The organism is Paracoccus xiamenensis (assembly GCF_011308835.1).
Taxonomy (GTDB): domain Bacteria; phylum Pseudomonadota; class Alphaproteobacteria; order Rhodobacterales; family Rhodobacteraceae; genus Paracoccus; species Paracoccus xiamenensis.
Genome location: NZ_JAAOHY010000001.1, coordinates 378,325 through 396,587, shown reverse-complemented (window position 1 = coordinate 396,587; position 18,263 = coordinate 378,325). Strand labels below are relative to the sequence as shown.

Sequence of the window (18,263 nt, the reverse complement as noted above, 5' to 3'; positions counted from 1 at the left end):
ATGACCCACTGATTCGGTATACCGCTAACCTCATGTCAGCCATGCGTCAGTAGCATACCTCACCGTCCACGCCTTAGTCTTATTTGGGTGCAACGCAAAAGGATCCGTTCCGGTTGCGTTTAAATTTGGGGTTTCATTCAAACAAATCAAGCTGTCCGGGCAGGGTTTCCCTGCCCCCGAAACCCGACAGCGTCACCCCCAGCAACCTCACCCCCCGCTGATCGGGCATGACCCCTGCCAGCAGGGCCTGAGCGATACCACATAGCTCTTCCCCGCTTGACACCGGCCGATTCAGCGAATGCGCGCGGGTGATCTGCTGGAAATTGGCAAATTTGACTTTCAATGTCACCGTGCGTCCGTGCGCGTCCAGCCGCTCTGCATGGCGCCACACTTTCTCAGCCAGCGGTACCAACGCCTCCTGCCCCGCGGCCAGATCATGGAGGTCGTCGAAATAGGTGGTCTCGGCGCCAATCGACTTGCGGACGCGGTCGGGGCTGACAGCGCGGTTGTCGATTCCTTGAGAGATATTCCAGTACCAGCGCCCCGATTTCCCGAAACGCGCCTCTAGGAAAACCTGCCCCATGGCGCGCAGATCGGCGCCGGTCTCGATCCCCAATGCACGCATCCGGGCGGCAGTGGCCGGGCCGATGCCGTGGAACTTGTCGATCGGCAGGGCCGCGATGAAATCCACCCCGCGTTCGGGCGGGATGACGAATTGCCCGTTGGGCTTTCTTTGATCCGAGGCGATCTTGGCCAGAAACTTGCAATAGCTGATGCCGGCGCTGGCGGTCAGGCCGGTCTCGGCCAGGATCGCGGCGCGAATTTCAGCCGCCGTGGCCGATGCGGTCATGCCCGGCGCCAGCCGGTCGGTCAGGTCCAGATAGGCCTCGTCCAGCGACAGCGGCTCGATCAGCGCGGTATAGCGGGCGAAGATCTCGCGGATCTGCTGGCTGACGGCGCGGTAGACCTCGAACCGGGGGCGCACGAAGATCAGTTCCGGGCAGCGCCGCGCCGCAGTGACCGATGGCATGGCTGATCGGACGCCAAAGCGCCGCGCCTCATAGCTGGCGGCCGCCACCACGCCGCGCTTGCTGGCACCGCCCACGGCCACCGGCTTGCCGCGCAATTCCGGGTTGTCGCGCTGTTCGACCGAGGCAAAAAATGCGTCCATATCGACATGGACGATGCGGCGGACAGGCGCGTCCACACTCATTCCGGGTGGACGGGCACCCCTGCGGCGTGCATCCCCTCGGCCATGCGGTCAAAGCGCAGATAGGCGATGCCGCGCCCGCCGGATTGGGTGAAGACGGTGCCAGCCTCGCGCCCGTCGGCGGTCAGGATCGGTGTACCGGGCGGCACCGGCGCATCCAGTGACACGCGGGCAAGACCCTTGCGCAACTGGGTCTTGTGCTTCATCCGCGCGGTAACCTCTTGCCCGACATAGCAGCCCTTGCGGAAATCGACGCCGTGCAGGCGCTCAAACCCCATTTCCAGGATGAAGCTGTCATTCGGGATCAGCTCTGCCCCGGCTTCGGGCACCAGATACGCGACGCGGATCGCATCCCAGTCGGTCGCATCATCCGCGCCCAGACCATAGCCGCGCCAGCCAAGCGCCGGATCGCGCGGATCGGCGATGGCGCCGTCCGGTGCGGGGCCGGTGCCGCGGGTGACGGCGCGCGGATCTTCGGCGATCTCGACCTTGGCGCGCAGCTTGTACATCGCCAGCCGCCGCAGCAGGTCGTCAGCCTGACCCGCCGCCACGTCCAGCAGAAAGCCGTCGCCATCGGCAATGACGAAGAAATCGGCCAGGTACTTGCCCTGAGGCGTCAGCAGCGCCGCATAGATTGGGGCGCGGCGCACATCATTGGTAACCAGACCTTGCAGAAATTCGCCGGCATCCGGGCCGGACAGACGCAGCAGGCGACGCGCATTCATGACGTGGTATCTCCGAATTGCAGATGCACAAGCGCGGCATAAGCCCCGCCTTCGGCCATCAATTGGTCATGGCTGCCCTGTTCCACAACCCGCCCGGCCTCCAACACGACGATCTTGTCAGCATTGCGAATGGTCGAAAGCCGGTGCGCGATCACCAGCGTGGTGCGCCCGCGCGACAGCCCGTCCAACGCCTCCTGCACCAGCCGTTCGGACGCCGCATCAAGGGCCGAGGTCGCCTCGTCCAGCAGCAGCACCGGCGCGTCGCGCAGCACGGCGCGGGCAATGGCCACGCGTTGGCGCTGCCCGCCCGACAGCGCCGATCCGCGCGGGCCGGCCGGGCTGTCCAACCCCAGGGGCATGGCGGCGGCGAAATCGGCGACATGGGCGCTGCGGGTTGCCCGGACCAAGTCGTCTTCGTCAACTTCCCGGCCCAAGGTGATGTTTTCACGCAGGGTTTCGTCAAACAGCGCGGGATCCTGCGACACCACCGAGAACTCGTCTCGCAGCACTGCCAGGTCGAACTCGGGCAGCGCGACCCCGCCCAGCGTGATCTTGCCCCCGTCGGGATCGGTCATCCGCGTCAGCAGGTTGAACACCGTGGTCTTGCCCGCGCCCGACGGCCCGACAAGCGCAGTGGTCTGCCCCGCTTCGGCCACAAAGCTGAGCCCGCGCAGCACCTGCGTATCGCCATAGCTGAGGAACACCTCGTCAAAGGCGATGCGCGTGTCGGGCGGCGGTTCCGTCCGCGGGCCGGACTGGACCGAGGGCTGGATGTCGAGGATCTGATAGATGCGTTCCAGACTGGCGGCAGCAACCTGCCACGACCCGGCCAGCCCACCCAAGCGGCGCAGCGGCTGGAAGGCCAGCGACAGCGCCGCGAAGAAGGCCATGAAATCACCGACGCTGCGCTCGCCCCGCGTGACCTCGGCCCCGCCAAGCGCCAACACGCCGACAAAGCCCAGTCCGGTGACGACGTCGATCAGCGCCGGCACCACGGCACCGGTTGCGGCAATCTTGACCTCCATCCGGCGGATGCGGTCGACGATGGCGGAAAAACGCGCGGTCTGGCGGTCCTCGATCCGGTTCAGCCGCACCGTGCCGATGCCGTGCAGCACCTCGTCGATGCGGGTGGCCCGGTCCGACGCGTTCTGTCGCGAGGCCCGCGTCTTGCGCCGGACATAACGCTGCACCCAGACCGTCGGCAGGATCAGCAGCGGCGCACCGATCAGCGCCGCGACGGTCCATTCCGGGTCGATCTTGATGGCGACATAGAACAGCGCCACCAGCGCCACGATATCGCGCCCGGCCCCGGTGATGAAGGTCTGCCAGATCCCCTGCACCGCCTTGGTGTCGCCCTGAATGCGTTCGATCAGCGCGCCGGGCGGGTTCTGCTGGAAAAAGCTCATGTCCAGCCGCATGATATGGGCCAGCAGGTCGACCTGCATTCTGGTGCCGACCCTCTGCTGGACCGACACCAGCAGGCTGCGGTTGATGACCGAAGTCACGGCCCGGATCACGAACAGCGCAAAGATGCTGCCGCCGACCCACCACATCGCGTCGCTTTCTCCGGCCACGAAGACCCGATCGAACAGCGGCTTAAGCATCCAGCTGAGCACCGCCAGGGTCGAACCCTCGATCACCATGAAGAACAGCGCGACGCTCATCCTCGGCCAGTAGGCCTTCAGATAGTCGCGCCAGACGCGTGCGAAAAGATTGGTCTTCTTGGTCTTTGCCATGGCCCGATCTAGCCCTGTCCGCCCATCGGCTGCAAGCCGCGCTATTCGCGTTGCAAGGCGCGGAACGCCGCTGATGCGCCCCAGCCCGCCACCGCCGCGATCAGCAGCGACATCAGCCCATAGACCAGCGGCTGATCGAAGGCCAGCCGATACAGCCAGCGTTCCAGCCCGACCTTACGCACCTCCAGCGGCGCGGAATAGCTGTCGATGACCCGGCCCTGGCGCAGCAGGAAAATCCGGGTCTTATAGGTGCCCTCGACCAGATTGGCAGGCAGGCGGAAATCGGCACGAAACAGCGTGTCGTCAACCAGCGTCACCGCACCGTCATCCAGCCGATAGCTGCCCTCGGCCATGCGCATGTCGATCATCGCCTCGGTGAACTCCACCGGGTCCTCGACATCAAGCGGCCGGGCAAAGCTGCGCATGGCGGTCGGGATGGAAATGCGGAACCGGGCGTCCTCCTCGGGGTCGAGGATCAGGCGCAGGGGCGCGGTGGTGGCGACGGCATAGAAGCTGGGCGCGGCACCGACGACGACGCTTTCCGTGTTCACCCAGATGCCGAAGCGGCGTTCTTTCCGGCGGATGGTGACGCTGCGCGAGGGCCCCTCGACCGTGGCGATCACCTGCAAGAGGCTGCTGGAGGGGATCGGCGTCTCGCGCTTGACGGCACCGTAAAGCAGGATCTCGGACCCGTCGAAACTGGTGGTGATCGATACCGCATCCGAGGACATGCCAGCCACCACCTGTTCGGGTGCCTGCGGTGCCGACGCGCCGGACGTGCCGCCATTGGTCAACGGCAAGGGATAGGACATGATCGGCGGCACGGTGTCGGTGGCATCGACCTGTGCCGGTGCGGGCTGCGTTTCCGGCTGCGGCACGTCCTGCGCCCAGGCCGCCTGCCCCAGCGCCACCCCCAGACAAAGGATGATCCCGCGCATCACACGATCCCCGGTGTCAGCGAATACAGGTCGTCGGGCGTCAGGAACAGATCCATCGCCAGCTTGACGCAGACCGCCAGCACTACCAGCGCCAGCAGGATACGCAGCTGTTCCGCCCGCAGTCGGGCGCCCAGATAGGCACCGATCTGCGCACCGGTCACACCGCCGACGATCAGCAGCACCGCAAGCATGACATCGACGGTGTTATAGCTGATCGCGTGCATCAGCGTGGTGAAAGCGGTCACGAAGGTGATCTGAAACAGCGACGTCCCGATCACCACCTTGGTCGGCATCCCCAGCAGATAGATCATCGCCGGGACCATAATGAAGCCGCCGCCCACCCCCATCATCGCAGACAGCACCCCCACCAGCATCCCCACAATCAGCGGGGGGATGACGCTGAGATACAGCCCCGAGGTGCGGAACTTCACCTTGAAGGGCAGCGTGTGGATCCAGCCATGGGCGCGGCGCTTGGCGCGCGCGCCTCGCCTGGTCCGGCGCAGCGCGCGCAGGCTTTCGACCAGCATCATCGAACCGACGACGCCCAGCATCACCACATAGCTGATCTGCACCACCAGCTCGACCTGGCCCAGCCGTTGCAGCAGGTTGAAGACCAGCACCCCCAGCGCCGAACCGATCAGGCCGCCGACCAACAGCACCGTGCCCATGCGAAAATCGACCGAGCGCCGTTTGACATGCCCCAGCACCCCCGACACCGACGAAGCCACGACCTGATTGGCCCCGGTGGCGACCGCGATCGCGGGCGGGATGCCGATGAAGAACAGCAGCGGCGTGATCAGAAAGCCGCCGCCCACGCCGAACATGCCGCTCATCAGCCCGACGATACCGCCCAGGCCGATCAGCGTGAAAGCGTTCACCGCAACCTCGGCGATGGGAAGATAGATCTGCATTGCGCGCGCCTGCTCGGGTGGGATCATCTAGCCAATGAGGGGGGCGCTCGTCAAAGGCACATTCGCAAATAATGTGCGGGTTGCCGCCTTGCCGGGCGCCGGATAATCATGGATCCGGCAAGGAAAAAATGGGCGAAGGTACTGCATGCGGATTCTCATCACCAATGACGACGGCATCAACGCCCCTGGATTGCAGGTCGCCGAGGAGATCGCGGCCGAGCTGGCCGGCCCCGATGGCGAGGTCTGGGTGGTCGCACCGGCCTTTGAACAGTCGGGTGTGGCGCATTGCATTTCCTATGCGCATCCGACCATGGTCGCCCGCCTGTCCGAACGCCGCTATGCCGCCGAAGGCAGCCCCGCCGATTGCGTTCTGGCCGCCGTCTATGACGTGATGAAGGACAATCCGCCCGATCTGGTGATCTCTGGCGTGAATGCGGGCAACAATTCGGGCGAAAACGCGGTTTATTCCGGCACGGTCGGCGGCGCGATGGAAGCCGCGCTGCAGGGTCTGCCGGCGGTGGCGCTGTCGCAATATTTCGGCCAGGCGCTGCGCGATCAGCCCGATCCGTTCGAAACCGCCCGCAAGCATGGCGCGGCCATCATCCGGCAATTGCTCGACCGGGCCGACTGGACCTCGGACGCGGATTTCCGCCTGTTCTATAACCTGAACTTCCCGCCCGTTCCCGCCGCCGAGGTCAAGGGCCTGCGGGTTGTTCCGCAGGGCCGCCGGGTCGGGCCGGGCTTCGGGGTCGAGCCCTTCATCGCGCCCAATGGCCGCCGCTTCCTGTGGGTGCGCGGCGCGCCGCAGGACCGCCCCGCGACCCCCGACAGCGATGTCGAGGCGAATCTGGACGGCTATATCTCGGTCACGCCGATGCGCGCGGATCTGACCTGCCACGCCTCGCTGAGCGCCCTGCAGGAGGCGTTGCGGGGATGACCGACGAAGACGACCGCGCCGAAGACGCCGAGGACCTGGCAGAGCGCAAGATGCGTTTCCTGTTCCAGCTGCGGTCGCATGGCGTGACCGATCCGCGCGTGCTGGCGGCGATGGAGTGCATCGACCGCGGCGAATTCGTGCGTGGCCATTTCGAGGATCGCGCCTATGACGACACGCCGTTGCCGATCCAATGCGGTCAGACGATCAGCCAGCCCTCGGTCGTGGGGCTGATGACCCAGGCGCTGAACCCCGGCCCGCGCGATACCGTGCTGGAGGTGGGGACGGGATCGGGCTATCAGGCCGCCGTGCTGTCGGGCCTGTGCCGCCGCGTCTATACGGTGGAACGCCACCGCCGGCTGGTGGCCGATGCCGAGGTGCTGTTCCAGCGCCTGCGGCTGTCGAACATCACCGTCCGGCTGACCGATGGGAGCCACGGCCTGCCCGAACAGGCGCCCTTTGATCGCATCATTGTCACCGCTGCAGCCGAGGATCCGCCCGGCCCTCTCTTGGCGCAGCTGAAAATCGGCGGTATCATGGTGGTGCCGGTCGGACAATCCGATGCGGTGCAGACATTGATCCGGGTCAACCGGACAGAGACAGGCTTTGATTACCACGAGCTGCGCCAGGTGCGCTTCGTGCCCTTGGTCGAAGGTTTGGGCCCCAGCTGAGGCCGCCTTTTGCCGGCCGGACGGTTCGTGGCGGAAGGAATGGGCGCGAAGAATGAGCAGTGCAATCTTCAAAACTGCGGCGACGCTGTCGCTGACCGCGATGCTGGCGGGGTGTCAGGCTTTCCCGGTGGTCCAGCAGGACATCGCGACGCTCGGCAAAGGGATCAGCGCGCGCATGCCGCAACCTTCGGGGGCGACCAGCATGCCGGGCATTCCGGGTGCGGGCGCGACTGCCGGCAGCGGCGCGACAGCCGCCGGCCAGACGGTGACTGACCCCTATGCTGGCCAAGGTGTCGCCACGCCCGACGTGCCCGGCGGGCGCAGTCCTGCCACCAGCCAGACGGCGCAGACCGCCATGACCCCAGCGACCACGCACCGCGTCGTTGCTGGCGAGACCGGCTGGTCGGTTGCGCGCAGATACGGGATCTCTATCCAGGACCTGGCGACGGCCAACAATCTGGACACCAACATGGTGCTGAAGGTCGGTCAGACCTTGAACATCCCCGCCCGGCAAGTGGCTGGCGGCAGCACGCTTACTGCGCCCGGTCAGGGATCGCCCACGCCCATGCCCCCTTCGGCGGCCACGCCCCTGCCGAACGAGAAAACCGCCCCGACGACCACGCCGGTCGCCAAGCCGACAACGCCCGATCTGGGCGCAACCCGGACGGCGGCATCGGGTTCTGGCAAATTCCAGATGCCGGTTGCCGGTTCCATCACCCGGACCTTCAGCAAGGGCCGAAACGACGGCATCGACATCTCTGCCCCAACCGGGACCGAGGTGAAGGCCGCCGGCGGCGGCCGCGTCGCCGCGATCACCCGTGACACCGATGGCGTCCCCATCGTGGTGATCCGGCATGAGGGTGAATTGATGACCGTTTATGCTGGCATGTCGCAACTGTCGGTACAAAAGGGCGACCAGGTCAAAGCAGGTCAGAAGATCGGCACCGCCGGAGGCTCTGGCGCCATCCATTTCGAAGTCCGCAAAGGCTTTGACGCGGTTAACCCGGAAAACTACCTCTAGCCGCGTCGCTCGCCCAATACCTCAGGGAGGCAGCACGCACTGGAAGCTCGCCGCTTTGTTCGCGCCGCATACTGGTTGCAGATATTGCTCTATTCGCCGGACGACGCGCATCTCAGCATGCGCCGCCACCTCCGAGCGCTGGTTTACGGCATGACGCCGGCATCCCGTGTCCGCCCTGTCTTGAACATCGAAAGCCGCCCCGAAAGGCGGCTTTCTACGCGGCGGCTGGAGGGAGCAGCCGCGATTTTCGCTCATATCTCCGCACGTCATCCCGCGCGGCAGCAAGTTTCAGGTGATCTTCAGGCCAGCCTCGATTGCGGAAGCAACCTCCTGACGGACGGCGCGGCGCAGGTTGCGGCTGATGCGATCACCCAATTCACCCTGCAATTCCTGGCGGATTACGTCGCGGACCAGATTGCGCAGTGCATTGCCCCCGGCCATCTGGTCTTCATCCTCGGACATGTCGGCGGCGAACAGATCAAACCCGGTGCCGCTGTGATCGGCCATGGCATTCTTGTAAAGATCAGCGGACGCGGCTTTTTCTGCAAGCATCATGTCAGTCTCCTGTGCATTGATCGTGGGGGCCGGGGTGGCGCCCATATGAGGGGGGATCGTGGTGATCTGGGCCGAGGGCCCGGCAGCAAGGCCAAGACCTGCCGTGCGCGCCTGCTGATAGCGTTGCTCATCAAAGGGGAGTTCGCTCGCCGCGACTTCGGTGGCGCGATCCTCGGCAGGGGCGTCCTGCATGTCGGCGATATCGTCATGGGTCGCAAGCAATGCGCCATCCAGCGGCGTGCAATCCTGCCCCCCATCGCCGCCCTGCATCGAAAGGGCATCCCCCCGCAGGACCAGACGATCATCGGCCTGTTCGATGGCACCCAGTTCGCGTTCGATGACCGAGCGCAGCTTTTCAGCCTTCGGCCCCAAAGGCAGGGCGCTGCGCGGCTTGCCCGAGGAATCCAGCCGGCGCACCGGCCTTGCAAAGTCCGGCCCCGCATTTTCCTGTGCGATCAAACGACGGATCGAGGCCAGAACGTCCCCAATTTCAGGGCCGATCACGGCCCCCGGGACGGTGTTGTTCGGATGAGCGGCCATCTGTTCAGACATGGCCGCCCCCGATCAGTTGGGCGTTAAGCTTATCTGTTGAGGGCGCGCATGACCCGGTCGAGGCTTTCGCCCTGCCGGCTTGTATAGGGGGCGTCACGCACCGCATTGTAGTAGGCTGATGGGTCATAAGTGGGTATTCCCAGTTGCAGGTCTTTCACTGTCAACACACCCATAGCAGCCAATAGTTGATAATGTGCTAACTGCAGATTTGCCTCTGCAGTAATTTTGTCGGCACGCGCCTCCAGCAGCGATTGCTCGGCATCCAACACATCCAGCGTGGTCCGTGCGCCCAACGTCGCCTCTTCGCGGACGCCGTCATAGGCCTGCTGCGCCGCCGAGATCTGCTCGTCAATCGCGCCGATCTGGGCGCGGGCGACGTCGATATTGGCCCAGGCATTGCCCACCGCTTCATTCACCGCGCGCGAGGTGTTCAGCAGCGCCGAACGCGCGGCATCGCGATTCGCCATCGCCTTGCGATGCTGTGCGGACAGCCGACCGCCGGAATAGATCTGCTGCGACAGCTCGACCCCGACCGCCAATTGCTTGTCCTCATTCTTGTCAATCTGGGCTGATGCCGTCCCAGCAAAGGTCGGATTGCGTTCCGCAGCAGCGGCCACCACCGCCAATTCCGAAGCAGCAACCTCGCGGCTGGCCTGCAGGATCGAGGGATGGTTGCGCTGCGCGGCAGCACGCGCTGCATCGGTCGAAGCAGGGCGGCGGGGCAACGGCGGCGGGGCATTCAGCCCCCTCGGCCGGGCACCGGTGGCGGCAAGGTAGCTTTCGCGGGCGATTTCCAGGTCACCCTCGGCCGCGGACAGCGCCGCGCGCGACGCGGCAAGCTGTGCATTCGCCTGGGCCACGTCGGTCACGGTGATCTCGCCCACCTCAAACCGATCTTCGGCTGCCTGCAGTTCCTGCCCCAACAGCCGGACCGAGTTCTGTTGCAGCTCGACCTGTTCAGCCGCCGCGCGGACGTCCATGAAGGCCTGTACCGCGCCCAGCAGGATATCCTGCTCGACCGCAAGCAGCGCATAGCGGGTCGACATCACCGTTTCCTTGGCCATGTCGATGGCCGCCTGCGACCGCCCGAAGTCATAAAGCGTCATGGACGCAGTCAGACCCAGCGTCGTCGTCGTCGCCTCGGCGCCGTTGAAATCGGTAAACTGATGCTGCAGCGCCCATTCCACGACCGGCCGCAACGCCGCCATGGCAGTGGCGACGTCTTCATCGGCAGCGCGCAGAACGGCGCGGTTCTGATCCAGCAGCGCCGAATGGCGATAGGCTGCGACCAGCGTATCGCCCAGCGTCTCTGCCGCCGCGGGGATGGCCGCGCTGCCCAGAATGACCGCAAGCGCCGCACGTTTCAGCACCGTGCGGATCGGATTTTTCTTGTTCGTTACCATTGCCGGCCTCCTCAGAAGACGAACCCCGTCCGCCTGTTGAAGCCCGGCAACACCGGCGCCGAGCCGTTGAACGCAAAGCGCCAGTTGATTTCGCCGTCGATCTTGTAGCCGATCCGGGCCACACCGAGGTTGCCTTCAGAGAAGATCGCGCCGACCCGACCACCTTCGGCCAGCTGATCGGCGAGCGCCTGCGGCAACTCCTCGATGCCGCCGGCGATCAGGATGACGTCATAGGGGGCCTGGCCGGGATAGCCGGCGACCAGCTCGCCCGTGACAACGGCGACATTGTCGATGCCCTGATCGGCCAATGTGGCTTCGGCCTGGGCAGCCATTTCGGCGTGGGATTCCAGCGCCACTACCGCCTGCGCCAATCGCGCTATCACCGCGGCGTCATAGCCAAGGCCGGCGCCCACATTCAGGACCAGTTCGGTTGGTTGGATGTTCAGCCCGTCCAGCATCTTGGCGAAGCTGCGCGGCTCCAGCATCCAGCGGTGGTCGGCCAGCGGCACGTTTTCGCCAACATAGGCCACGGCCTGACGGGCGTCGGGCACGAAGACTTCGCGCGGGACGGTCAGCATCGCCTCGATCACGGGGTATTTGGTCACATCATTGGGGCGGACCTGCGTGTCCACCATCATGGTGCGCGCCTGAGAGAAATCGACCATGGGATAACCTTCGATCTGCGTTGTCCTTTCTTGACATAAAACAGGGCCGGGGCGCAACGGACCGATTGCGCCGGATAGGCGCTTGCAAGGGGCCGCGGCATCGACTAACACAGCCAAACCTCAGACCGGCGGTGGGTTGGCGGAGAGGTTACGCACCGGATTGCAAATCCGTGAAGACCGGTTCGATTCCGGTACCCACCTCCAACGCCTGCCCCTGCCCCGAAACGGATGGAACCTGTTGCTGTATCGCGGCGCATCCTGGCTGGCTGGCGTAGTTTTGCCGCCCTTTGCCACGGGCGAGCTGGCCGAAAGGCTGGTGCTTGACCCTGCGACAACGGACGAAAACGCGCCGATATGGCTGCATGGCGCCAGCGTGGGCGAACTGATGTCGGCCCGCCCGGTGATCGAGGCGCTTGCCGACCGCTGCCCGCTGGTGCTGACCGCCAACACGACCACCGGCCGGGCGCAGGCGCAAAGCTGGGGGATGCTGGCGCGGCTGGCGCCGCTGGATACGCCGCAATCGCTGGACCGTTTTCTGAACCGATTCCGCCCGCGCGTCGCGGTGACGCTGGAAAACGAGCTTTGGCCCAATCGCTCTGCCAGGCTGGCGGCGGCGGGTATAAAACAAATCGTGATCGGGGCACGGATGTCGGAACGCTCGGCCCGGCGATGGGCCAAGCTGCCCTGGCTGATCGGGCCGATGCTGCGCCGCATCGACGGGCTGTCGGCCCAGGATCTTGGCAGCGAAGAGCGGCTGACCCGGCTGGGCCTGCCCACACAGGCACTGCTGCCGCCCATGCAGCTGAAGCTGCTGGCGCCGGCGCGCAGCACCCCCGGCCCACAGCCTGAAACCCGCGATCGCACGATCCTTGCCGCCTCGACGCATGAAGGCGAGGACGGCCCGATCCTCGACGCCTATATGGCCGCGCGACGCAAGCTGGGGGGCGGGTTGCGGCTGATCCTTGCCCCGCGCCACCCCGCGCGCGCCGATGACGTTGCCGCACTGATGGCACAGCACGGGCTGGCACCAGCGCGCAGGTCCGCAGGCGCTGACGAAACCGCACCGGTGCTGCTGGCCGACACCATGGGCGAGATGGCGCGCTGGTATGACGCTGCGTCGATCTGCATCACCGGCGGCTCGCTCGTGGCCAAAGGCGGGCACACCCCATGGGAGCCGGCGGCCCATGGCTGCGCCATCCTGCACGGGCCGCATGTTGCGAATTTCGCCGAGGATTACGCGCTTCTTCATGCGGTCGGCGGGGCGGAAACGCTGCCCGTCGATGCCGGCGCGGCATTGGCGCGGCTGGCGGCTCATCCGGCAGAGGCGGCGCGTATGGGCGCCAATGCACGCGCCCTGCTGCACAAGCGTGCAGGCGACGTGGCCCCGCTGGTGAGGGCGATTCTGGGCGCGGCGGGTCAGCCCGCGGCCGCGCGATTCGCCCCGACTGCATCTGAAAACATTGCGGCAGACGCCGAGGATACCGATATAGGATCCTGAAAGGACTGTTATCGTGATCCATTATGCCCTGACTTGCGAACAGAACCACCGTTTCGACGGCTGGTTCGCATCATCCGCAAGCTTCGAATCACAGCGCGATTCGGGGCAGGTGCAATGCGCCATCTGCGGCAGCACGCAGATCGACAGGGCGCTGATGGCCCCGGCGGTATCGGCCAAGATCGCGCCCGCGCAAGACGCGGAAAAGTCGCCCATCGAGAAACTGCGCGACCATATCGAGAGCAGCTCGGATTATGTCGGTCTGCGATTCGCCGACGAGGCCCGCGCCATGCATGAAGGTCGCAGCGAATCCCGCGCCATCTATGGCGAAGCGCGCCCCGATGAGGCGCGCGCCCTGGTCGAGGACGGCGTGCCCATCGCCCCCCTGCCCTTCATCCCGAAACGGCAGACGAACTGACGGGCGCGCTGCACGCCCCTCAGTCAGGATCGGTGAAGGTGACGCTGACCGGGGCCAGCCCCTCGACATCGCCAACAAGGTGATTGCCGACCGCCACCGGCCCCACGCCCGAAGGCGTGCCCGTCAGCAACACGTCGCCGGGGGCAAGGTGATACAGATGCGACAACCGCGACAGCAGTTCGGGGATGGACCAAACCATGTCCGACAGCGTCGAATCCTGCCGCAGCTCGCCATCCAGCCGCAGCCGGATGCGCTGATCGCTGACCGGCCCGAAGTCCGCCGCCGGGGTGACGGGGCCGATGATCGCCGATTCCTCAACATCCTTGGCCATGTCCCAGGGCTGGCGGTTATCCTTGGCATAGCTCTGCAAATCGCGCCGCGTCATATCCAGCCCCACGGCATAGCCAAAGACGGCCCCGGCGGCCTCGGCCTCGCTGGCCTTGAACAGCGGCTTGCCGACCATCACGCAAAGCTCGACCTCGTAATGATAATCCGAGGTGCCGGGCGGATAGTTGCTTTCCATCCCCGAAGGCAGGAATGCCAGCGCCGATTTGGTGAAGAAGATCGGCTGTTCGCGATTGACCTCTCCGCCCATCTCGGCAGCATGGGCGGCATAGTTCTTGCCCACGCAGAAGATGCGGTGGATCGGATAGCGGCCGGCCTCGCCCTGTACCGGCAGCGCCGGCCAGGGGGGCGAGGGGAACAGGTTTGCGGTCATGTCAGCTCCTCGTGATACCGGCGAAGCCTAGCGCGGCCCTTACAGCTGCGCCAGAAATTCCGTCACCGCACGGCGTACCGGCTGTCGCTTGGCGCGCGCCTCGTCGATCACCTCGCGCAGTTCCTCAAGGCTGATCTGGCGGATCAGGTGCTTGACCGGCCCGATCGAGGCCGGCCGCATCGACAGCCGACGGATGCCAAGCGCCGCGAAGGTCAGCGCCTCGACCGGACGGCCGGCATCCTCGCCGCAGAAGGACAAGGGCACCTGCGCCTCGTTGCAGCGGGCGACGATCTGATCCAGCAGCGACAGGAACGGCTCGCTGAGCGTATCGTACCGGCGGCGCACCAGTTCGTTTTCACGATCGGCGGCAAAGAAGAATTGCTTCAGGTCGTTGCCGCCGATGGACACGAAATCGCAGCTGCGGAAGAAGCTTAGCGGTGCGAAGGCCAGCGAGGGCGTTTCAAGCATGGTGCCGACGCGGATATCCAGCGGAAGGCCCCGGCCAAGCCGTTGTTCACGCGCGATTTCCTCCATCAGCATCTTCTGCGCGGCCTCGAACTCGCTCGGTTCGGCAATGAAGGGGAACATGACATGCAGCGGCCGACCGACGGCAGCGCGGATCAGCGCCTGAAGCTGCATCCTGAGCACGCCGCGCTTGTCCAGACCGACACGGATCGCCCGCCAGCCCATGGCCGGGTTCGGCTCATCCTGCGGCTTCATATAGGGCAGAACCTTGTCTGACCCGATGTCCAGGGTGCGAAACACCACCGGGCGTCCTTGGGCCGCGTCCATGACGCGCGTATACAGAGCCGCCAGTTCGGACCGGCGCGGCACGCGGGTGCGGGTCAGGAACTGCAATTCCGTCCGGAACAACCCCACCCCTTCGGCGCCCGAGCTTTCCATGCTGGGCAGATCCGCCATCAGCCCCGCGTTCATATGCAGATCGATGGCCGTGCCGCAGGTGGTGACCGCCGGCAGATCGCGCAGGCCGGCATAGCGCTTCTGCGCCTCGGCGTGCATGGCGATCTTGTCGCGGAAAGCCTTGGCAACGCTGTCTTCGGGGCGCAGATGGACGATGCCCATGTCACCATCGACCAGGATCGCATCGCCGTTCAGCGCCTCGGACCCGATACGGCTGGCATGGATGATCAGCGGGATCGCCAGCGCACGGGCGACAATCGCCGCATGGCTGCCGACGCTGCCCTCTTCCAGCACAACGCCTTTCAGCTTGCGACCGTAATCCAGCAGTTCCGCCGGGCCGATATTGCGCGCCACCAGGATCGGGTTTTCCGGCATCTCTGCCCCGGTATCGCTGCCCTGCCCGGTCAGGATGCGCAGCAGCCGGTTCGACAGATCGTCCAGATCATGCAGCCGGTCGCGCAGGTAAGGATCGGCCGCCATCTCCAGCCGGGCGCGAGCCTGCGACTGTTCTTTTTCCACCGCCGCCTCGGCCGACAGGCCAAGGTCGATGTCCTCTTCCATCCGCTTCAGCCAGGACCGCGAATGAGCAAACATGCGATAGGCTTCCAGCACTTGCGCGTGGTCGCCCTCGTCGCTCATATCGGCATCGGCCAGCAGCTTGTTGACGCGCGTGCGCAGGGTCTCGACGCCTTCCAGCAGGCGCTTTTTCTCGCGCACGGGATCATCGCCAACAGGGTTCGCCACCACCACGCGCGGCTCGTGCAGCCAGACCCTGCCCTCGGCCGCGCCTTCCTGCGCGCCGGTTCCGCGAAACATGCTTGGGAAGCGGTGGGCCTGCGGCATCCGGTCATCGGCATTGCCCAGAAAGGCACCAAGTTCGGCCATCTCGGCCAGCACCATTGCCACCACTTCCAGCCCGTAGACGTCATCCTCGGTGAACTGCCGCGCCTCGCGCGACTGCACCACCAGCACGCCCAGCTTGTCGCCCACACGCTGAATCGGCACGCCCAGAAAGCTGGAATAAACCTCTTCGCCGGTCTCGGGCATAAAACGAAAGCCGGGCTCGGCCGGGGCATTCGCGGTGTTCACATGCCGGCCGGTGCGGGCCACGCGGCCGACCAGCCCCTCGCCCAGGCGCAGCCGGGTCTGATGGACGGCCGCGGCCTTCAGACCCTCGGTCGCCGACAGCTCCAGCGTATCGACATCGCGGAACAGGTAGATGGAACAGACCTCGGTTCCCATCGAATCGGCGATGTGATGGGTGATCTGGTCAAGCCTGTCCTGGCTGCCCCCCGGGGCCGCCAGCGTGTCGCGAAGCCGCCTGAGCAACCTGCGGGAATCACTGTCCTTGCGTAGCGCCATAGCCCCCTGCCATCGTCGCCCGCGCGACGAGATTACGCGGTTTTTTCCAGTTCAAACGCATCATGCAGTGCCTGCACGGCCAACTCCATGTATTTGCGGTCGATCAGGACAGAAATCTTGATCTCGGACGTCGAGATCACCTTGATGTTGATATTTTCATCAGCAAGTGCACGGAACATGCGCGCCGCAACCCCAGCGTGTGAACGCATCCCGATGCCGACGACGCTGACCTTTGCGACATCGGTATCCACGACCAGATCGTCATACTGGATGTGACCGGCCTTGCGGGCATCTTCCATCGCCTTCTTGGCACGCTCAACCTGATTGATCGGGCAGGAAAAGGTCATGTCGGTGACCGAGCCCTTGTGATGCTCGTAATTCTTTTCCGAAATGTTCTGCACGATCATGTCGACATTGACACCGGCTTCCGCCAAGGGCGCGAAGATCGCGGCGGAAATGCCGGGGCGGTCCTCGACCGTGACCAGCGTGATTTTGGCTTCATCGCGCGAGAAGGCGACGCCAGAAACGACTTTCGATTCCATGATTTCATCCTCATCACAGACCAGGGTGCCCGAGGTTTCGTCGGTATCCTCGAACGAGGACAGCACCCGCAGGCGGACATTATAACGCATCGCCAGCTCGACCGAGCGGGTTTGCAAGACTTTCGCCCCAAGGCTCGCCAGTTCCAGCATCTCCTCGAAGGCGATGCGGTCCAGCTTGCGGGCCTTGGAGGTGATGCGCGGATCGGTCGTATAGACCCCGTCGACATCGGTATAGATATCGCAACGCTCGGCATCGAAGGCGGCGGCGAAAGCCACGGCGGTGGTGTCGGACCCGCCCCGGCCCAGCGTGGTGATCCGGTGATCCGGCGCGATGCCCTGAAAGCCCGCGACCACGGCGACCTTGAAGCCCTCGGCGAATTTCTGGTCCAGATTGGCACGCGGAATGCTTTCAAACCGTGCCGCCGAATGCTGGGCGGTGGTGTTGATCGGCACCTGCCATCCCTGCCAGCTGCGCGCAGGCACCTCCATTTCCTGAAGGGTCAGCGCCATCAGCCCGGCGGTGACATTCTCGCCCGACGACACCACGGCGTCATATTCACGCGCATCGAACAGGGGCGAGGTCTGTTCGACCCAGCCGACCAACTCATTGGTCTTGCCCGACATGGCGCTGACGATGACGATCACGTCATAACCACGTTCGACCTCACGCTTGACCTTTTCGGCCGCGTTGCGGATCCGGTCGAGATCGGCGACGGAGGTGCCGCCGAATTTCATCACCAGCAAGGGCATGCTGTCCCCCTTATTCGTCCCCGGCAGCCGGGGCCTTGAAAACGGGCATCTTCTAGGACCACGGCGGGATGCGCGCAAGGCCGTGCTTTCGCCCACCAGAAAAAAGGCGCCGGGCGAAACCTGACCGCCACCATTCCGTCCAATCACGAAATGGCCTAGCATCGCGCGGACCGGCAAGCCCGGCACGCGATGGAGTGATCGATGAGCGCTATCCGACGCAGATTTCCCGACCTTCCGCCGGTATGGGGATTGGGCATCATGCTCGCTGCAATCTGCATCGGCAGATGGGTCCCACCCGGCCCATTCGAACATGCCGCCTTGCGCTATCTCGGCCTGATCCTGATCCTTGGCGGGCTTGCGCTTATCGGCTGGGCCGCGCTGTGGTTTCGCCGCAAGCGCACCTCGATCTACCCAGGCGACCAGCCGGAACAGCTGATCGTCGAAGGACCGTTCCGGATCAATCGCAACCCGATCTACGCCGGAATGGCGCTTGTCATCTTCGGCGGCGCTTTCATCTGGGGCGGCCCATTCAGCCTGCTGATCGCCGCATTCTTCCCGATTCTTGTGACTCGCCGCTTCATACTGGCTGAAGAAGCAGCCCTACGCGCCGCCTTCGGTGCAGAAGCCGAAAGCTATATCGCCCAGACCCGCCGCTGGTAGCCGCAGCGCGCAACAAAAGGGCCGCCCCAAAGGACGGCCCTTTTCATTCTGGCGCAAATATCCCGGGGGCGCGGGG

Annotated in this window: 17 protein-coding genes and 1 tRNA gene; 7 read left to right on the top strand and 11 right to left on the bottom strand. The window is 65.1% G+C overall.

Annotation, left to right across the window (positions count from 1 at the left end):
* Positions 1 to 133: 133 nt before the first annotated feature.
* From dinB to G7044_RS02025, 5 genes are all read right to left on the bottom strand, one after another.
* Positions 134 to 1,207, bottom strand: coding sequence for a DNA polymerase IV (gene dinB, locus G7044_RS02045; RefSeq protein ID WP_328803795.1), 1,074 nt, complete (start codon positions 1,205 to 1,207; stop codon positions 134 to 136).
* A gap of 2 nt (positions 1,208 to 1,209) precedes the next feature.
* Positions 1,210 to 1,935, bottom strand: coding sequence for a CAF17-like 4Fe-4S cluster assembly/insertion protein YgfZ (ygfZ, locus tag G7044_RS02040; protein ID WP_166325208.1), 726 nt, complete (start codon positions 1,933 to 1,935; stop codon positions 1,210 to 1,212).
* Positions 1,932 to 3,671, bottom strand: a complete 1,740-nt coding sequence (locus G7044_RS02035) for an ABC transporter ATP-binding protein (protein WP_166325205.1) — start codon at positions 3,669 to 3,671, stop codon at positions 1,932 to 1,934. Before G7044_RS02035 ends, ygfZ begins: the two co-directional genes overlap by 4 nt.
* Before the next feature lie 41 nt (positions 3,672 to 3,712).
* Positions 3,713 to 4,483, bottom strand: coding sequence for a TIGR02186 family protein (locus tag G7044_RS02030; RefSeq protein WP_166327250.1), 771 nt, complete (start codon positions 4,481 to 4,483; stop codon positions 3,713 to 3,715).
* A 125-nt stretch (positions 4,484 to 4,608) separates the two neighbouring features.
* Positions 4,609 to 5,520, bottom strand: a complete 912-nt coding sequence (locus G7044_RS02025; RefSeq protein ID WP_166325202.1) for a sulfite exporter TauE/SafE family protein — start codon at positions 5,518 to 5,520, stop codon at positions 4,609 to 4,611.
* Positions 5,521 to 5,665: 145 nt separating this feature from the next.
* Here G7044_RS02025 and surE point away from each other — a divergent pair, with 145 nt between their 5' ends.
* From surE to G7044_RS02010, 3 genes are read left to right on the top strand one after another with little or no spacing between them, the layout of a single operon-like run.
* Entirely contained in the window at positions 5,666 to 6,457 is a 792-nt protein-coding gene (surE, locus tag G7044_RS02020) for a 5'/3'-nucleotidase SurE (protein ID WP_166325199.1), read from the top strand.
* Complete coding sequence (locus G7044_RS02015; protein WP_166325196.1) at positions 6,454 to 7,125, top strand: protein-L-isoaspartate(D-aspartate) O-methyltransferase; 672 nt, start codon at positions 6,454 to 6,456, stop codon at positions 7,123 to 7,125. Before surE ends, G7044_RS02015 begins: the two co-directional genes overlap by 4 nt.
* Positions 7,126 to 7,177: 52 nt before the next feature.
* Entirely contained in the window at positions 7,178 to 8,146 is a 969-nt protein-coding gene (locus G7044_RS02010; protein ID WP_166325193.1) for a M23 family metallopeptidase, read from the top strand.
* Positions 8,147 to 8,434: 288 nt separating this feature from the next.
* On the opposite strand, the gene G7044_RS02005 is transcribed toward G7044_RS02010, so the two are convergent.
* The 3 genes from G7044_RS02005 to G7044_RS01995 are packed head-to-tail and all read right to left on the bottom strand — an operon-like array spanning position 8,435 to position 11,321.
* Positions 8,435 to 9,253, bottom strand: coding sequence for a hypothetical protein (locus G7044_RS02005; protein ID WP_166325190.1), 819 nt, complete (start codon positions 9,251 to 9,253; stop codon positions 8,435 to 8,437).
* Between the two features lie 29 nt (positions 9,254 to 9,282).
* The gene (locus tag G7044_RS02000) at positions 9,283 to 10,656 is read right to left on the bottom strand and encodes a TolC family outer membrane protein (protein ID WP_166325187.1); all 1,374 of its coding nucleotides are present in this window, start codon (positions 10,654 to 10,656) and stop codon (positions 9,283 to 9,285) included.
* A gap of 11 nt (positions 10,657 to 10,667) precedes the next feature.
* Entirely contained in the window at positions 10,668 to 11,321 is a 654-nt protein-coding gene (locus G7044_RS01995; RefSeq protein ID WP_166325184.1) for a protein-L-isoaspartate O-methyltransferase family protein, read from the bottom strand.
* Positions 11,322 to 11,451: 130 nt separating this feature from the next.
* Here G7044_RS01995 and G7044_RS01990 point away from each other — a divergent pair.
* From G7044_RS01990 to G7044_RS01980, 3 genes are all read left to right on the top strand, one after another.
* A tRNA-Cys gene (locus tag G7044_RS01990) sits at positions 11,452 to 11,525 on the top strand.
* Between the two features lie 34 nt (positions 11,526 to 11,559).
* The gene (locus G7044_RS01985; protein ID WP_166325181.1) at positions 11,560 to 12,819 is read left to right on the top strand and encodes a 3-deoxy-D-manno-octulosonic acid transferase; all 1,260 of its coding nucleotides are present in this window, start codon (positions 11,560 to 11,562) and stop codon (positions 12,817 to 12,819) included.
* Between the two features lie 13 nt (positions 12,820 to 12,832).
* Positions 12,833 to 13,234 (top strand): DUF1178 family protein, encoded by a 402-nt coding sequence (locus tag G7044_RS01980; RefSeq protein ID WP_166325178.1) that lies wholly within the window; start codon positions 12,833 to 12,835, stop codon positions 13,232 to 13,234.
* A gap of 19 nt (positions 13,235 to 13,253) precedes the next feature.
* Here G7044_RS01980 and G7044_RS01975 read toward each other — a convergent pair whose 3' ends face one another.
* From G7044_RS01975 to G7044_RS01965, 3 genes are read right to left on the bottom strand one after another with little or no spacing between them, the layout of a single operon-like run.
* Complete coding sequence (locus G7044_RS01975) at positions 13,254 to 13,952, bottom strand: fumarylacetoacetate hydrolase family protein (RefSeq protein WP_166325175.1); 699 nt, start codon at positions 13,950 to 13,952, stop codon at positions 13,254 to 13,256.
* A gap of 39 nt (positions 13,953 to 13,991) precedes the next feature.
* Positions 13,992 to 16,235, bottom strand: a complete 2,244-nt coding sequence (ptsP, locus tag G7044_RS01970; RefSeq protein WP_166325172.1) for a phosphoenolpyruvate--protein phosphotransferase — start codon at positions 16,233 to 16,235, stop codon at positions 13,992 to 13,994.
* A 32-nt stretch (positions 16,236 to 16,267) separates the two neighbouring features.
* Positions 16,268 to 17,527 carry an aspartate kinase gene (locus tag G7044_RS01965; protein WP_166325169.1) on the bottom strand — a complete coding sequence of 420 codons (1,260 nt, stop codon included), beginning with the start codon at positions 17,525 to 17,527 and terminating at the stop codon, positions 16,268 to 16,270.
* Positions 17,528 to 17,785: 258 nt separating this feature from the next.
* On the opposite strand from G7044_RS01965, the gene G7044_RS01960 reads away from it, so the two are divergent.
* A complete protein-coding gene (locus G7044_RS01960; protein WP_166325166.1) occupies positions 17,786 to 18,187 on the top strand; it encodes a methyltransferase family protein in 402 nt (133 codons plus the stop codon).
* The last annotated feature ends 76 nt before the right edge of the window (positions 18,188 to 18,263 follow it).

Coding starts and splice junctions, on each gene's coding strand:
- ygfZ (WP_166325208.1), bottom strand. CDS start 1,935: ATGAATGCGCGTCGCCTGCTGCGTCTGTCCGGCCCGGATGCCGGCGAA.
- G7044_RS02035 (WP_166325205.1), bottom strand. CDS start 3,671: ATGGCAAAGACCAAGAAGACCAATCTTTTCGCACGCGTCTGGCGCGAC.
- G7044_RS02030 (WP_166327250.1), bottom strand. CDS start 4,483: ATGTCCTATCCCTTGCCGTTGACCAATGGCGGCACGTCCGGCGCGTCG.
- G7044_RS02025 (WP_166325202.1), bottom strand. CDS start 5,520: ATGCAGATCTATCTTCCCATCGCCGAGGTTGCGGTGAACGCTTTCACG.
- surE (WP_166325199.1), top strand. CDS start 5,666: ATGCGGATTCTCATCACCAATGACGACGGCATCAACGCCCCTGGATTG.
- G7044_RS02015 (WP_166325196.1), top strand. CDS start 6,454: ATGACCGACGAAGACGACCGCGCCGAAGACGCCGAGGACCTGGCAGAG.
- G7044_RS02010 (WP_166325193.1), top strand. CDS start 7,178: ATGAGCAGTGCAATCTTCAAAACTGCGGCGACGCTGTCGCTGACCGCG.
- G7044_RS02005 (WP_166325190.1), bottom strand. CDS start 9,253: ATGTCTGAACAGATGGCCGCTCATCCGAACAACACCGTCCCGGGGGCC.
- G7044_RS02000 (WP_166325187.1), bottom strand. CDS start 10,656: ATGGTAACGAACAAGAAAAATCCGATCCGCACGGTGCTGAAACGTGCG.
- G7044_RS01995 (WP_166325184.1), bottom strand. CDS start 11,321: ATGGTCGATTTCTCTCAGGCGCGCACCATGATGGTGGACACGCAGGTC.
- G7044_RS01975 (WP_166325175.1), bottom strand. CDS start 13,952: ATGACCGCAAACCTGTTCCCCTCGCCCCCCTGGCCGGCGCTGCCGGTA.
- ptsP (WP_166325172.1), bottom strand. CDS start 16,235: ATGGCGCTACGCAAGGACAGTGATTCCCGCAGGTTGCTCAGGCGGCTT.
- G7044_RS01965 (WP_166325169.1), bottom strand. CDS start 17,527: ATGCCCTTGCTGGTGATGAAATTCGGCGGCACCTCCGTCGCCGATCTC.
- G7044_RS01960 (WP_166325166.1), top strand. CDS start 17,786: ATGCTCGCTGCAATCTGCATCGGCAGATGGGTCCCACCCGGCCCATTC.